This window comes from Alcaligenes faecalis, from assembly GCF_002443155.1.
Taxonomy (GTDB): Bacteria; Pseudomonadota; Gammaproteobacteria; order Burkholderiales; family Burkholderiaceae_B; genus Alcaligenes; species Alcaligenes faecalis.
The window spans coordinates 1,720,381-1,735,380 of the sequence record NZ_CP023667.1 but is presented as its reverse complement, the minus strand read 5'-3'; the positions used below and the strand labels follow the sequence as shown (position 1 = coordinate 1,735,380).

At 55.9% G+C, this 15,000-nt stretch carries 12 protein-coding genes; 5 read left to right on the top strand and 7 right to left on the bottom strand.

Annotated features, from left to right (window positions below; genetic code table 11):
* Position 1: 1 nt before the first annotated feature.
* The 4 genes from CPY64_RS08105 to CPY64_RS08090 form a co-directional block, all read right to left on the bottom strand.
* Positions 2-994 (bottom strand): VOC family protein, encoded by a 993-nt coding sequence (locus CPY64_RS08105; protein WP_042480542.1) that lies wholly within the window; start codon positions 992-994, stop codon positions 2-4.
* Positions 991-1,854: an alpha/beta hydrolase gene (locus CPY64_RS08100; RefSeq protein ID WP_042480539.1), complete on the bottom strand. Its 864-nt coding sequence runs from the start codon at positions 1,852-1,854 to the stop codon at positions 991-993. The genes CPY64_RS08105 and CPY64_RS08100 overlap by 4 nt, the downstream gene beginning before the upstream one ends.
* 4 nt (positions 1,855-1,858) lie before the next feature.
* A complete protein-coding gene (locus CPY64_RS08095) occupies positions 1,859-3,079 on the bottom strand; it encodes an MFS transporter (protein ID WP_042482113.1) in 1,221 nt (406 codons plus the stop codon).
* A 188-nt stretch (positions 3,080-3,267) separates the two neighbouring features.
* Positions 3,268-4,392, bottom strand: a complete 1,125-nt coding sequence (locus CPY64_RS08090; protein ID WP_042480536.1) for an MFS transporter — start codon at positions 4,390-4,392, stop codon at positions 3,268-3,270.
* A gap of 97 nt (positions 4,393-4,489) precedes the next feature.
* Between CPY64_RS08090 and CPY64_RS08085 the strand changes: the two genes are divergently transcribed.
* Together CPY64_RS08085 and CPY64_RS08080 are read left to right on the top strand one after the other, a co-directional pair.
* Positions 4,490-5,263 (top strand): AraC family transcriptional regulator, encoded by a 774-nt coding sequence (locus CPY64_RS08085; RefSeq protein ID WP_042480530.1) that lies wholly within the window; start codon positions 4,490-4,492, stop codon positions 5,261-5,263.
* Between the two features lie 132 nt (positions 5,264-5,395).
* Positions 5,396-6,712, top strand: coding sequence for a M20 metallopeptidase family protein (locus CPY64_RS08080; RefSeq protein WP_042480527.1), 1,317 nt, complete (start codon positions 5,396-5,398; stop codon positions 6,710-6,712).
* A 75-nt stretch (positions 6,713-6,787) separates the two neighbouring features.
* Here CPY64_RS08080 and CPY64_RS08075 read toward each other — a convergent pair whose 3' ends face one another.
* The 3 genes from CPY64_RS08075 to CPY64_RS08065 form a co-directional block, all read right to left on the bottom strand.
* On the bottom strand, positions 6,788-7,237 hold the full coding sequence (locus CPY64_RS08075; RefSeq protein ID WP_026482609.1) for an Hsp20/alpha crystallin family protein: 450 nt from the start codon (positions 7,235-7,237) through the stop codon (positions 6,788-6,790).
* A gap of 190 nt (positions 7,238-7,427) precedes the next feature.
* Entirely contained in the window at positions 7,428-8,960 is a 1,533-nt protein-coding gene (locus CPY64_RS08070) for a nucleobase:cation symporter-2 family protein (protein WP_042480524.1), read from the bottom strand.
* A gap of 55 nt (positions 8,961-9,015) precedes the next feature.
* The gene (locus CPY64_RS08065) at positions 9,016-10,392 is read right to left on the bottom strand and encodes an 8-oxoguanine deaminase (protein WP_042480521.1); all 1,377 of its coding nucleotides are present in this window, start codon (positions 10,390-10,392) and stop codon (positions 9,016-9,018) included.
* 453 nt (positions 10,393-10,845) lie between these two features.
* On the opposite strand from CPY64_RS08065, the gene fmdA reads away from it, so the two are divergent.
* The 3 genes from fmdA (at position 10,846) to CPY64_RS08050 (ending at position 14,869) form a co-directional block, all read left to right on the top strand.
* The gene (gene fmdA, locus CPY64_RS08060; protein WP_042480518.1) at positions 10,846-12,045 is read left to right on the top strand and encodes a formamidase; all 1,200 of its coding nucleotides are present in this window, start codon (positions 10,846-10,848) and stop codon (positions 12,043-12,045) included.
* A gap of 57 nt (positions 12,046-12,102) precedes the next feature.
* On the top strand, positions 12,103-12,390 hold the full coding sequence (locus CPY64_RS08055; protein WP_042480515.1) for an FmdB family zinc ribbon protein: 288 nt from the start codon (positions 12,103-12,105) through the stop codon (positions 12,388-12,390).
* Between the two features lie 241 nt (positions 12,391-12,631).
* Complete coding sequence (locus CPY64_RS08050; protein ID WP_096917382.1) at positions 12,632-14,869, top strand: TonB-dependent siderophore receptor; 2,238 nt, start codon at positions 12,632-12,634, stop codon at positions 14,867-14,869.
* Positions 14,870-15,000 lie beyond the last annotated feature (131 nt).

Below are 15,000 nucleotides of genomic sequence, written 5' to 3'. Positions count from 1 at the left end.
CTTAAACTTGCGCCCACAAAGGCAAAGAGTGATTGCTATCCAGAACGCGATCGCCAGCCAGAGTCACGTACCACTCGCTGAGCAAACCATCGGGATCACGCAAGAAGAAAGCGCGCTTCCAGGGCAGGTTCACATCGTGAACGGGAGTGATGTTCCGGGCTTTCAGGCGCTCCAGCGTCTGTTCCAGATCCTGGACGCTGGCCAGCTCGAAACTGCCATGCGAGAAGGAGGCTTCTGCATCACGCACCAGGATCAGGCTGTAATCATAATTGGCCAGACCAGCACGCAAGTAGACAACCTGCTCGTTTTCATAAACCACTTCCAGACCACCCACTTCGGTATAGAAGCGGCGCATGGCGTCCAGTTGGGCGGTACGCAATACGGCGTGGGTGACGCGGCGGGGTTGCACCGGGGCGTCGGCCACGGTTTCCAGAATCGGGTCGGAATCGTAGCGGCCTTCGGTAAAGGGTTCCTGGCCTTCAGGGTCCCAGCGGCTGGTCAGCAACTCCATGGGGCCACCCAGCACGCTGCGCCAGTCTTTAATGGTGTCGCAGTAGAACTCGTTGTAGTTGCCATCGGGGTCAAACATATAGACGCTATGGGCCACCTGGTGATCCACCGTCATGTCAATGTCGCGCCCCTGCTCTTTTGCTCGCTTCCAGCCTGCAACCAGTTCAGCCTCGTTTTCCAGCTCCCAGGCCAGGTGATTCAGGCCGGGTTTCAGGCCGATTGTTCCGGGCAGTTGCAGCAGACCATCGCGGCCATAACGATTCACGCCTTTGGTCGTTTCCATCATGCCCAGGTCATGAGGCGTGTGGCCGGTACCCAAAAAAGTGGCCACCAGATCAGGTTCGGTAAATTCCACTTTCAGGCCGCAAACCTGGCTGTAAAAATTTTCACCGCGTTGCAGCTCATCAACCCACAGGTTGACGTGGCCCAGACGGCGGGGCTCAAAGCACGCGGTTTGAGTGGAGTGGGAAGTTGCTTGTGTCATAGTCTCTCCTCCTGGGTATGACGATTCATGGTCTGCAACACGGCCAGCGTCAATGCGCTGTCGCTCTGTTCCAGATCCATCAAGACGTTGAAATGATTACGGTTCGGCACGGTCATGCTTTGCAACAGGCAGCCCGCCAGCTCGCATTGCCGGGCGTAGTGACGGCTTTGTTCTTGCATGACGGCCGGTTCCAGTGCGCCCCAGGCCACCAGCACAGGAACTCCCTGCGCGGGTGGATGCAAGGCCGGGCTGTAACGTTGGGCTTGTTTTTCGTCCAGCTGCAGCCAGTCATTCACGGCGGACTGCAAGATGGGATGCAAATCCATCACGCCGCTGAGAATGCTGGCGCTGTGGATCAGGCGCTGTTCACGTTGGGCATCGGCCGCCAGCAACATGCCGCTTAAATGGCCTCCTGCCGAGCTGCCACTGATATGAATACGCTGCGGGTCGCCATTAAATTGCGCTGCGTGGGCGTGAACCCATTGCAAGGCGCGTTCGCATTGCGCCACGATTTGCGGCAAGCGGTAAGCCGGAGCCAGACCGTAGTCCAGGCAAATCACCGTGGCACCGGCGGCATGCAGGCTTTGCGCCATCATGGCCGAGTCGTCCTTGGACAACATGCGCCAGTAGCCACCATGAATGAAGAGATAAACCGGGGCACCGGCCTGGCTGGCCGCATAGATATCCAGTTTTTCTGCCGGGTCATCGCCGTAAGCGTGGGTGCTGAAACAGGTGCTCAAGGCAGCGCGGGCCCGTTCGCTAGCCTGCTTGTAGGCGGCCATTTCAGCGTCAAAATCAGCCACCGAGGCCTGGAGCCGGTATTGCTCCAGGTCTGCCGGATCGAAAACGAGTTTGTTCATTTCTTTATTCCGCCTGTGCCGATGGCAAGCGGTTCAACATGAGGAAACCAATGAAAACCAGCACTTCCACAGCCAGGAAGCTGCCAAAGGCCCAGATGTAGGAACCAGTCAGGCTCAGCAGCAAGCCCAACAAGGACGGTGCGACGAAGGTGGCGAACACGCCGCCCATCTCGGCATAGCCAGCGGCACAAGGGCCCAGGTTCACGCCATAGCGTTCACCCACGTAGCTGAAAATGGCGCCGCCATGAAACACCCCTACGCCGCAAAGAATGGCCACGATCAGCAAGCCGCTGTAGGGCAATGCCTGCCAGGCAACCAGAACACAGGCGCTGGCCGCCAGAATGGTGAGCCACATGCCCACACGCATCACACCAACTCGGGTGAAGCGATCGCTGACGTAACCGCCCAGAATCAGGAAAAAGACTTGGGATAAGCCCATGATGGTGCCGAACAAGGGGGCCTGCTCGGGGGCCATTGTCTGCACATCAATCAAGGCAGGAATCAGCCAGGTAGCCGTTGCGGCAACCGAGAACAAGGCACCAAAAATGGCCAGAATACCCACCCAGATCCAGGGTCGTGCGGCAATGGAGCGCAACACACCGGCATCGGTCTTGATCTTGTCGTGAGGATCTTGATAAGGACCGGCGCGCACTACAAGTTGCGTGATCAAACAGGCGCTTAACGTCAGCCCGCCCAGAACCAGAAAGAAAGCGCGCCATCCATGCGCCATGGCGTAAGGCAGACCCAGGGCAAAATCCAGGGTAATGGCCAACGAATAGGCGGCCAGAATAATACCCAGCACCAGGCCCTGGCGGCGTGGCGCAAACCACTGCATGACGATTTTCATGGACCCGACCCAGACGGCGGAGTCAAAAAAGCCCACAACCAGACGCAGCAGAAAGAGCTGCGTGAAATCCTGCGCCTGAGTCTGCAACAGCATCAGCAAGCCACTACCACCCAAGCCAATCAGGTACAGACGGGCCGAGCTCATGGAGCGCCCACGTGGTGCCCAGAACAACATGCCCAGCGCAAACGAAACACCGAAAGCGCCCTGCACCAAGCCGGCTTGCGCGGGGCTTAGTGACAGGTCTGCCGACACAATTTTGATAACGGCTGCAAAGCCATAAAAGTCGGCCGCCAGGCACATTTCGCCCATCACGGCCATCAACAGCATGAGCAAGGCCACTGTGCCGCGTGGCTTGGCCTTGTCGAGCGGACTGCTCATAACCCCCTGTTCCACCATGTCATCCTCTCCTTTTGGATAAATGTTCAAGCTGAGTGTTTGTCAGGCACACTCTTCAATTGCTTTAAACATGAAGGATTATGGTGATTTGATTTAATTCATGTCAATACATATGTATTGGTATATACCCTATAGTGAGGTGCCTTACGAATGGCATATCAGGGTTTTTCTCAGGTCTTTTTTAGGGGTAAAGCCAGGCAAATAGCGGCCAGAATGGCACAAATAAGGGTCACATCAGCCAGATCCCCCCACCAGGCTGACAAGGCCAAGCCCAGGCCCAGCAGCAAGCTGTACATCAAACCAAAGACCGCACCTGCCATACCCGCTACCGAGCGATAGTGCTGCAAGGCGCCGGACAAAAGGTTGGGAATCGCCACCGCGTAGGCCAGCGCAAGCAACATGGCAGGTAGTAGAAAAATCAGGTGTTTGCCTGCAAATTCCAAACCAATAGCCGCTACCGCCAACAGCGTGATACCCCGCCAAATCAGCCTGTGGGACGACTGCCCCGCTGCTAGCCAGCGGCGGTTCAAAAACGCACCCATGAACGTGCCCGCAGCCAACAGGACACCAGCAATCATCATGGGCCAGTTGTCCGAGCCCAGGCCTTGCAGCAAGAAGGGAGCCCACTGATAAAACGCAAAAATCGTGGTGTTGAACAGCGCCACCAGCAAAGCTGATTGCCAGATTGCGGGGTCTTTCAACAAGCGAATCAGAACCTGCCACAAGCTGCTGTGTTGACTTTGTGCGGGGCGGGTTTCAGGAAGTTGCAACAGGCTGACGCCCAGCAGAATCAAGGCCAGAACCAGCAGTCCGATAAAAACCGGCATCACTTGAGCACCCGAGGACAAAGCCACACCCATGGCCAAACCCAGCAAAGGGCTCAGCGCCAGAGCAGCCCCGATGGTGCCGAAAATCCTGGCCAGTTCTTCGGCCTGATAGCGGTCCCGCAGCATGGTTTGCACGCCAATGGAGCCGACCGCCGCACCAAATGCACTAATCATGCGAGCCAGCAAGAGCACCGTAAAATTCGGGCTGAACAGGGCCAGCAGACAACCCAGGCCATACACCGTCAAACCAGTCAGAACAGCTGGCCTGCGTCCTGCCCGATCGCACAGCCAACCCCAGAACAGTACACCGAGCGCAAAGGCAATAAAGTAGACGGACAAGGTTTGGCCCGCTTCACTGGCCGATACCGCGTAGCTCTGGGCAATAAGCGGCAAGGCGGGGCTATAGGCGGTCTCCACCACCTGCGGAAACATGATCAGGGCGATCATCAAGAGAAGAAAACGAGTCATGCCAATTCACACATCAATTTGAAAAGAATCAGCGTAGCTCTGGTCAGTTTTTTCTATTACACGTATTCTGATTAAAAACCCATGAAATCGGACAATCATGCCTTGGTTAGAAGCCAGTGACCCCTTTCCCGACCTGACAGGGCGCCATGTGCTGGGTATTGCCGCCCGTTTGGCACAACATGATTCCGGCCTGCACCAGCATCCCTGGGGCCAGATCCTGTACACGCACAGCGGCTGCATTACTGTCACCCTGGATCAGCAATTGTGCTTGTTGCCTCCGGGACGCTTGATCTGGATCCCCGCCCTGCTGCCGCATCAGGCGCAAATGAGCGAACAAGTAGATTACCGATCGGTGTATCTGGACCCGACCCACTACCCTGCTTTACCCGTGGAGGTCCAGTTGCTGGCAGCGAACGATTTGCTGACCGCCGCGCTGGACCGTATCGCTCAAGCGGATCTGGATGAAAACTGGGATCAGCCTCCGGGCTTGCATGTCATGCTGGTCTTGCTGGACGAGCTGCAACGCGCACCCGATCAAGCCCTGTTTTTGCCCTTGCCGCAAGATAGCCGCTTACGGCAAATCCCCTTGGATACGCTGCCCCCTGCCCTGAATGAATTGGCAAGTTATTTGGGAGCGAGCGAGAAAACAATCAGCCGATTATTCAAGCGGGATACCGGTCTGAATTACCAACAGTGGCGACAGCAATGGCGTTTGCTCAAGGCAATTGAGCAACTTTCTACCGGGGGCCAGGTGACCCGTCTGGCCGCGGACCTGGGCTTTGCCAGCGACAGCGCTTTTATTGCCTTTTTCAAGGAGCAAACAGGGCTGACTCCCGGCTATTACGGTCGGCAAAAACGCTATTTTGATTAGCCCCTTATAAGGATAAGCATCGCACTGCACTAGGGGATCCAACTAGTATAAGTGTCAAAGAATTGCTCCGTTTACTGTATATGGCAGTGCTATGATCAGTCGCTATTACGACTAAAAAAGAGAGGGGATCTTATGAAGCATTCATTTCGCCTGAGCTTATTGGCAGCAACATGTTTAATGGCTGGTACGGCTTTGGCGCAAGCCAGTAATTCCATGATGGATACGGCTTTGAGCAAGGCTGATGCGCTGGAGCAGCAGGTTATTGAATGGCGCCGCCACATTCACCAGAATCCCGAGTTGTCTTACCAAGAGCACAACACAGCCGCTTATATCAAGGCGGCCTTGGAAACGATGCCCGGTTATCAGATTCAGACCGGCATTGCGCAAACTGGGGTCAAGGCCGTATTGAAAGGCGGAAAGCCGGGCCCGGTTGTGGCCCTGCGAGCCGATATGGATGCCCTGCCTGTACAGGAACGCAATGACCTGCCCTTCAAGTCCGTTGCCAAAGGCACCTGGCAAGGCAAGGAAGTGTCGGTATCGCACGCTTGCGGTCATGACACTCACGTGGCCATGTTGTTAGGCGCGGCCAAGGTATTTTCGGACATGCGCGATGAACTGCCCGGCACGATTGTGCTGCTGTTCCAGCCTGCGGAAGAACAAGGCCCTGGCAAACCTTTGAGCGGTGCCAACGCCATGATGGCTGAAGGCGTGCTGGACCAGCCTAAAGTGGATGTGGTGATGGGCCAGCACATTGGACCCTCCTACCCTGCTGGCAGTATCGGCTACCGCCAAGGCAGCCTGATGGCCAGTGGCGATGTGTTCTCCATCTCTTTGGCAGGTAAAGGCGGCCATGGCTCCTCGCCCTGGAATGCCGCCTCGCCCGTGGTTGCTGCGGCTGAAACCGTTGTGGCCTTGAACAACATCATTGCCCAGCGTACCAATCCCCAGGACGGCACCACTGTGGTGACGGTAGGCTCGCTGCAAAGCGGTAACCGTCCCAATGTACTGCCTGAAAGTGCTGACATCAGTGGCACCGTGCGTTCCCTGTCCAAGCAGAACCAGGCAACGGCACATGAGCTGATTCAGCGTTATGCGCAAAACATTGCTGCGAACCATGATTTGAAGGCCACTGTGCGTATCGACACGGGCTACGAAGTTCTGGTCAGCGATCCTAAAGCCACCCAAACCGTGATTCCAGCTCTGGATCTGGCCACTGACGGGATTGGTGCCAAGGAAGTGGCCCCTGGCATGGGCTCCGAGGACTTCGGTGCGTTTGGCAAGAACGTGCCCGTGGTTTTCTGGCGTCTGAACGCCTCGCCCTATTCCGACAAGATGGGAGCACCTAACCATTCGCCTGAATTCATGATTGATGAAAAGGCTTTGCGCATCGGCACTCGTGCTTTGGTGGCCAGCTCTTTGACTTATATGATGGATCACAAAAAACCGTAGCCATCTTGATGGTTTCAGATGGAGAACAAAAAAACCGCGCCATTTATGGCGCGGTTTTCAATTCAACAGGCTTGTTTAGCGAATTTCCAGCTTCTTGGCCCCTGTTCCACTCTTTTTCTTGGGCAGAATCAGCTCCAGTACGCCGTTCTCGCATTTGGCGCTGGCCCGGGACTCGTCAATATCCTGCGCCAGGCTGAAGCGACGGGTCTGCACCCCGTAATAGCGCTCGCTGCGCAAGACCGTATCCCCGTCTTTCTCTTCCTGAGTACGACGGCTTTCCACGCGGATGGAAACGATATTGCCCTCCACGCTGACGTGGACGTCTTCTTTGTTGATGCCAGGCACTTCTGCGCTGACTTGATAGGCCTCTTCGTTCTCGTTGACATCCAGGCGGATGCTGGGCGGTGTATTTCCGGCCAGAGAGCCAACAACGGGGACGCGACGGAAGATGTCTTCAATATCTCGCCACGTGTCCAGACCTGCCAGATCCCCAAACGGATTAAAACGTGTCAAATTGCTTGCCATGCTTGATCTCCATTTTTCCTTTGCTGAGCCCTGCTGCAATGGAAGGCGTGGGCTCGGTCGCCTACGTAAGAGGAGATGAGGTTAGTCCCTGAGATTTCAAGTGCTTAGATTAAAAAAACCGCCTTGCTCTCTAGGGAGACAAGGCGGCTAAAGGTACGACCTTATGTTCTTTTAGCAGCGTTTTATGGCTTCAGGTGCTACTTAAACCCGGCTTTGTGTGCAGCACAGCAGGCTGTTCGGGTGCCGGGTGTTCATCCGCAATAATCGGGATTTCCTTGCCGTCCTTGTCCATGATCTTGCCGTTTTCAACGTAGTCACCCTCGTTCAGGTTTGCCACGTCCGAGACCCGCAGATAGCGGCCCCCACCGGCAGCAAAGACAGAAGGCTGATCAGGATTGCCCAAGGTGAAGTGGTTGAACAATAGGTTCAGCACAATCGCCACCAGGGCGGCCGAGCTGATGCCGGAGTGGAAAATCGTCGCAAACCAGACCGGGAAGTGCTCGTAGAACTTGGGAGCCACGATCGGAATCATGCCGGCACCGATAGCCGTGGCCACGATGATCAGATTCATATTGTTTTCGTAGTTCACCTTGGCCAGCGTACGGATGCCGCTGGCAGCGACGGTGCCAAACAGAACCATGCCCGCGCCACCCAATACGGCTGGGGGAACAGCGGCAACCAGCCGGCCCATGATGGGCAGCAGGCCCAGCGCGATCAGAATCAAGCCACCAAAGGCCACGACGTAACGGCTTTTCACGCCAGTTACCGCCACCAGGCCGACGTTCTGGGCAAAAGCGCTTTGTGTGAAGGAGCCAAATACAGGGGCAATCAGGCTGGAGAGCATATCGGCGCGCAGGCCATCGCCCAGACGACGAGCATCGACTTTGGTGTCGATAATGTCACCCACGGCCAGAATATCGGCCGAGGTTTCCACCAGCGTGACGATGATCACAATGAACATGGAGATAATCGCGGCAGTCTGGAAGGTAGGCATGCCAAAGTGGAACAGGCTGGGCAAGGCAAAGACCTCCCCTTCGCTGACGGCGGAGAAATCCGCATGGCCCATGGCAACCGCAATAACAGTACCGATGATAATGGCTAGCAAGATGGACAGGCGGGAGATGGTGGCGCTGCCCAGCTTGCTTAGCAGGAGCACGATCAGCAAGGTCATCGCGGCCAGGGAGATATTGCCTACGCTGCCAAAATCCGGTGCCGAAGGGTTGCCACCCATGGCCCAGAATGCGGCCACCGGCATCAAGGTCAGGCCGATGGTTGTGATCACGCAGCCTGTCACCAAGGGCGGGAAGAAACGAATCACCCGTGAAAAAACCGGCGTAATCAGCAGGCCGATTAGCGAAGCGACAATGACCGCGCCAAATACGGCTGGCAAACCGCCGCCCGTACCCAAAATGGCGATCATGGTGGCGACGCCAGAAAACGACACCCCTTGAACCAGCGGCAAGCGGCAACCAAAAAACGGCACGCCCAATGTTTGCAGCAAGGTGGCCAGACCACCCATGAACAAGCAGGCGGTAATCAGCAAACCTGTTTCACTGGCAGGCAGACCAGCAGCCTCGCCAATAATCAGGGGCACGGCAATAATGCCGCCGTACATGGTCAATACGTGTTGAAAGCCATAGGCCAGATTCGCGCCCAAGCCAAGATTCTCGTCTTCGGGGCGTTGCGCAGTCGCTGCACCCGTCGCCCTTGTCGGTGTTGTCATTGTTTGTCTCCGAAAATAAATAGGCAGGGCTCTAGAGGCCCTGTCACTACTGAACTCAAGCTGTCGCTACGGTATCCAGTACCTTGTCACGCAAACGACGCGCAGCGGCTTGATGGCGTTGCATCAGGTCTTGCAAATCAATGCCGCAGGGTTGGCCGTCAATCACGCGCCACTGACCAGCGACCATTACGCGGTCGGCTCGGTCCGCGCCGCAAAGCAGCAAGGCGGCCAAGGGATTTTCTGCGCCGGAAAAGCGCAACTCATCCAGGGTGAACAAGGCCAGGTCGGCTTGCTGCCCGACGTTCAGGCCGCCAATGTCCTCGCGACCCAAACAGCGGGCCGAGCCTTGAGTCGCCCAACGGATAACGGCTTGATGGGTGACCTGGCCCGGCTCGTAGCGCAGGCGGCCCAGCAAGAGTGCCTGTCGCATCTCTTGAGCCAGATTGGAGTGGTCATTGGAGGCCGAGCCGTCCACGGCCAGACCGACAGGGGCACCGGCGGCTTCCAGTTCGATGGTGCGGCATAGGCCGCTGCCCAGCACCATGTTGGACGAGGGGCAATGGGCAATGCCTGTGCCTGCGCGGCCCAGGCGCTGGATTTCTTCGTCGTTGAAGTGAATGCCGTGCGCCAACCAGGTGCGATTGCTTAACCAGCCCTGCTGATCCAGATAGTCCAGTGGACGCATGCCAAAGAGACGTTCGCAGTAGGCGGTTTCATCGTCGGTTTCAGCCAGGTGCGTGTGCAGGCGTACGTCTTCGCGTTCAGCCAGCTTGGCGCTTTCGCTCATCAGCTCGCGGCTGACGGAGAAAGGCGAACACGGGGCCAGGGCCAGCGTAATCATCGCCCCATCCTCGCGCTGGTGATATTGGCGAATCAGGCGCAGGCTGTCGTCCAGAATGGTTTGTTCGTCCTGTACGACGTTTTGCGGGGGCAAGCCACCCTGGTCACGGCCTACGCTCATGGAACCACGCGTCAATGCGGCACGTACGCCCAGACGTTGAGCCGTTTCTGCCTGGCAATCAATGGCATGTTGCAAGGCGCCCGAAAACACATAGTGGTGATCGGCCACCGTCGTACAGCCCGATTGCAGCAGTTCGACCATGGCCAGCTCGCTGGCTACCTGCATTTGCTCGTCGTCCAGACCGGCCCAGACGTCATACAGCGTGGTTAGCCAGGGGAACAAGGGTTTGTTCAGGGCCGGGGTATAGGCCCGTGTCAGGGTTTGGTAAAAGTGATGATGCGTATTCACCAAACCAGGCAGCAAAACGTGCCGGGAAGCATCCCAGTTTTGGTCGTAAGCCTGCTTGGGCTGCTGACCGGCGGCTACTTTTTCGATGATGCGACTGTCTTGCACCAGGACGCCACCGGCAGCTTGCGCATCTGAACAGGCCAGTGGATCGCGAATCCACAGGATCGGGGAACGGCTAGTCATTATTGAGTCTCCTGCGTTTTATTTGCTTTTTATTGTTGTCAGTTCGACTTGCCGACTTATATACCCGCTGTGATAAGGGTTATTTGGGGCCGAACCATAGCCATGCCCTTTTCCGCTCCAAGCCTTGAGTCTTGCTGGGCCATTCAGGAACTCTTATGTCTTCTATAAGGATTCTTATATAGAGAGCTGCCGTTTTTTTACGGCATGTCGCGACATAAAAAACTTTCTCAAAATCAGGATTTATCCTCTGGACAAAAACCGGGGATTATTGTCCTTTAATCGCTTAAAGCCTAAATCATTGACTCGCTTAAGAATTTATTTATTGGCATAAAAAAACATATAAACCCGCATATCCACACATTTTGACCGTGCCTGTTCAGTCATGTTAATGATGTCGCCAAGCGCACTAAAAGCGCTGTTGTGCGGACCTCGCACACATTATTCGGAGAACACATGCAGCATATAAAAATCAAACCCGGCGCACCCCTGGCCGAGCAAGCTGAAATCGGGCACAACCGATGGCACCCGGACATTCCAGACCTGACCAGCGTGAAGCCTGGCGAAGAAATGATTCTGGAATGCATGGACTTTCTGGACGCCCAGATCAAAAACACGGACAGCGCCAACGACGTACGCGATGTTGATCTGACCCGCGCTCACCCTCTGACGGGCCCTATCCATGTAGAGGGCGCTGAGCCAGGCGACATTCTGGTGGTGGATCTGCTGGATATTCGCGCCATTACTCCTGTAGGTTTCTCGGGCATTTTTGCCAAGGAAAATGGCGGTGGCTTTTTGGCCGAGCATTTCCCCGAAGCCGACAAGGCCATCTGGGACCTGCATGGTGTTTACGCCACTTCGCGTCACATCCCTGGCGTACGCATTGCGGCCATGATGCACCCCGGCCTGATCGGCACGCTGCCCTCGCACGACCTGCTGCGCGAGTGGAATCGCCGTGAAGCCCTGCTAGTGCCCAAGGGTCACGCTAACCCGCCCGATGCCAAAACAGCCGTATTACGCGGTGTGAAAGGCGCGGAATTTGACCGCATGGCGGCTGAAGCTGCCCGTACCGTGCCTCCACGTGAGCACGGCGGTAACCTGGACATCAAGAACCTGACCATTGGCTCGCGGATTTACTTCCCCGTCTATGTGAAGGGAGCTGGCCTGTCCATGGGTGACTTGCACTTCTCCCAGGGCGATGGCGAAATCTCCTTCTGTGGCGCCATTGAAATGGACGGCGCGGCCCACCTTGGCTTTGATCTCATCAAAGGCGGTATGGCCAAATACAATCTGACCGCGCCTATCTATGTTCCAGGCCGTCACGATCCCAAGTACGATCAGTGGATGCACTTCACCGGCATCAGTGTGGAAGAAGGCGTCAACTACTACCTGGATTCCACGGTTGCTTACCGTCAAGCCTGTCTGGCTGCGATCGATTACATCAGCCGCACGACTGACCTGTCGCGCGCACAGGCGTACATGCTGCTGACAGCGGCTCCAGTTGAAGGCCGTTACGGTGGCGTGGTGGATCTGCCCAACAGCTCTGCTTCCCTGGCATTGCCTACCGGTATTTTTGATACCGATATTCTGCCTAAAGGTGCCTTGAATGATGCGGCCCGTTTCGGCCGCCCTGGTACACGCTGTAACCTGACCTGATCGGTCTCCGGCCCTGGCTTCTTTTAGAGGCCAGGGCTCGCTTTACTCGGATTCGCCATGCCTTTGTACGACTACCTTTGTAATCATTGCCTGCAACGCAGCAGCCATCTGCGCAGCATTGCCACCCGCAATGACCCCCAGACCTGCCCTGCTTGTGAAAAAGGCAGCCTCTTGCTGCAAATAAGCGCACCGCGCCGTCTGTTCAGCAAAGCCAGCCCCACACGTGGCCTGACGCCTCAGCAAGCCCTGGCAGGCAATAATGTGACCGGGCCTGGCACCCGTTCCAGCACCCGGAATTCCGTGATTCATACTTGTATGGGCCCTGGCTGCAGCGTTTGCGCCTAAATACAAGCTGCTCTCTTGCTACGCAAGCTGTCAGCCTTGACAGGCCGCTGCTTTGAGTGCGGCGGACCTGGCCAAGCGTGAATTTGTGCCGTTAAATGTGTTGGTTTTACGAGATTAACGCCTTGTAACGTGGCCAGCCCTGCTTATAATCGGGAATCAATCTCATTATCACTGGGTGTTCATTATGTCGGTGTCCTCGTCTTTCGCCGCTAAGCGCCACATGCCTAGCGGCGTATCTTTTATGCCTTTAAGCAGTCTGGCCGTAGCTTTATTGTTGGCATTTCCCTATCAGACGCAAGCGCAAGAGGTCGAGGAGCTGGACCGCATTGTGGTCAAGGCCGAGCAGGAGCTCAAGCAAACCTTGGGTTCGTCCATCATCACTGCTGAGGACATCCAGAAATCCCCTCCCGCCAACGATATCTCCGAAGTTTTACGTACCATGCCGGGTGTCAACTTGACCGGCAACTCGGCCAGCGGCCAGCGCGGCAACAATCGCCAGATCGATATTCGTGGCATGGGCCCGGAAAACACCATGATCCTGATTGACGGCAAACCCGTCAGCTCTCGCTCTGCCGTGCGGTTTGGCTGGCGTGGCGAGCGCGATTCGCGTGGTGACACTAACTGGGTGCCTGCCGAACAGATCGAACGAGTGGAAGTGTTGCGCGGCCCGGCAGCGGCCCGTTACGGAAACGGCGCTGCGGGTGGTGTGGTCAACATCATCACCAAACCGACAACAGACACCTTCCAGGGCACTTACTCCCTGTACGGCAACCTGCCCGAGCATAGCGATGAAGGCGCCACGCGTCGCATGAGCTTTGGCTTGAGCGGCCCGATCAGCGAATCCCTGTCCTTCCGTTTGTACGGAAACCTGAACAAGACAGATTCAGACGATCCGGAGATCAATAAAGGACATCAGACCGAGCGCGGAGGTGCCAATGCGAACAGCTTGCCGGCCGGCCGTGAGGGTGTGCGTAACAAGGACATCAATGGTTTGCTGTCCTGGCGTCTGGATACTCGCCAAACCGTGGATCTGGAGGCTTCTTATAGCCGTCAGGGCAATATCTACACGGGTGATACCCAGAACACGAATACCAATGACGAGGTGAAACGTCAATTGGGCGACGAAACCAACAAGATGTATCGCCAAAGCTACTCGCTGACGCATCGTGGCGACTGGAACGACAAGACAAATTCCCTGGCCTACTTCCAGTACGAAAAGACGCGCAACTATCGTCTGCTTGAAGGTCTGGCCGGTGGTACTGAAGGCGCCTTTAACGATCCAACTCGTGTAAACGACGGTGGTTTTGGCACCGCAGACTTGACGACTCTTACGGCCCACGCCGAAGCCAGCCATCAATTCAAGACCGGCAGCGTTGAGCAGTACGCCACGATCGGCATGGAATGGGTAGGACAGGAGTTGAATGACCAGTCGTCAGATTTGGCACAGCGCAACCCGACTCGTATTCCAGGCGTCCCCAATAAATACAAACCCAAGTCACGGGCGAATATCTACTCTGTTTTTGCAGAAAACAATATTTATGCGACGGACAAGACGACCGTTACCCCCGGTCTGCGGTTTGACTATCACGACAAACACGGCAGCAATTGGAGCCCTTCGCTGAACCTGACGCATGCCGTGACGGATAACTGGTTGCTGAAAGCCGGTATTGCCCGCGCTTACAAGGCTCCCAACCTGTATCAAAGCAATGATGGCTACACCTTGTACAGCCTGGGTAACGGCTGCTGGGGCAATACCACGGGCAGCAGTACGGGTTGTTTCCTGCAAGGTAATTCGGACTTGAAGGCTGAAACCAGCATCAACAAAGAGCTGGGTGTCGAGTACGTGGGTGATAATGGCCTGGGTGCCAGCTTGACCTACTTCCACAACGATTACCGCAACAAAGTAGAAGCTGGTCGTTTTGCCGTGGATAGCTTTACGGCCTTGAACAATCAGCAATTGATCCTGCAATGGGAAAATATTCCCAAAGCCGTGGTTTCTGGTCTGGAAGGTAACTTGACCCTGCCTCTGGCTGAAAACTGGATGTGGTCCACCAACTTTACCTACATGATCGAGTCCAAAAACAAGACCACAGGTGAAGCGCTATCGACCATTCCCAAGTACACCATCAACACAACTTTGGACTGGAACGTGAATGCTGACTGGTCGCTGCGCGCCAAGGCAACCTTCTACGGCGAGCAAAAGCCACCGAAATATGATTACTACGGTCAGCCTTTGACGGGTTCTGCAACCGACAAGGTCTCCCCTTACGCCTTGTTTGGTTTGAGCACGCAGTACAAGATCAACAAGCATTTCCGGATCAATGCAGGGGTTGATAACCTCTTTGACAAGCGTCTGTTCCGCCGCGGCAACGCCATCGGGGTGAACCTGGGTACACCCAACTACATCTACGGTGCCGGCGCTCATACGTTCAACCAACCAGGTCGCACTTTCTTCCTGGGATTGAGCGGGACGTTCTAAGCGTCTTCGTCTGCAGGCAAGATACCTGTCGCCCCTCCCCAGAACGGAGGGGCGTTTTTTTATGCCTGACAAATACAGCCGTGCGTCAACATTTCAACCTTTAAATGTTCTTTTTGACGTTCATCAAGATT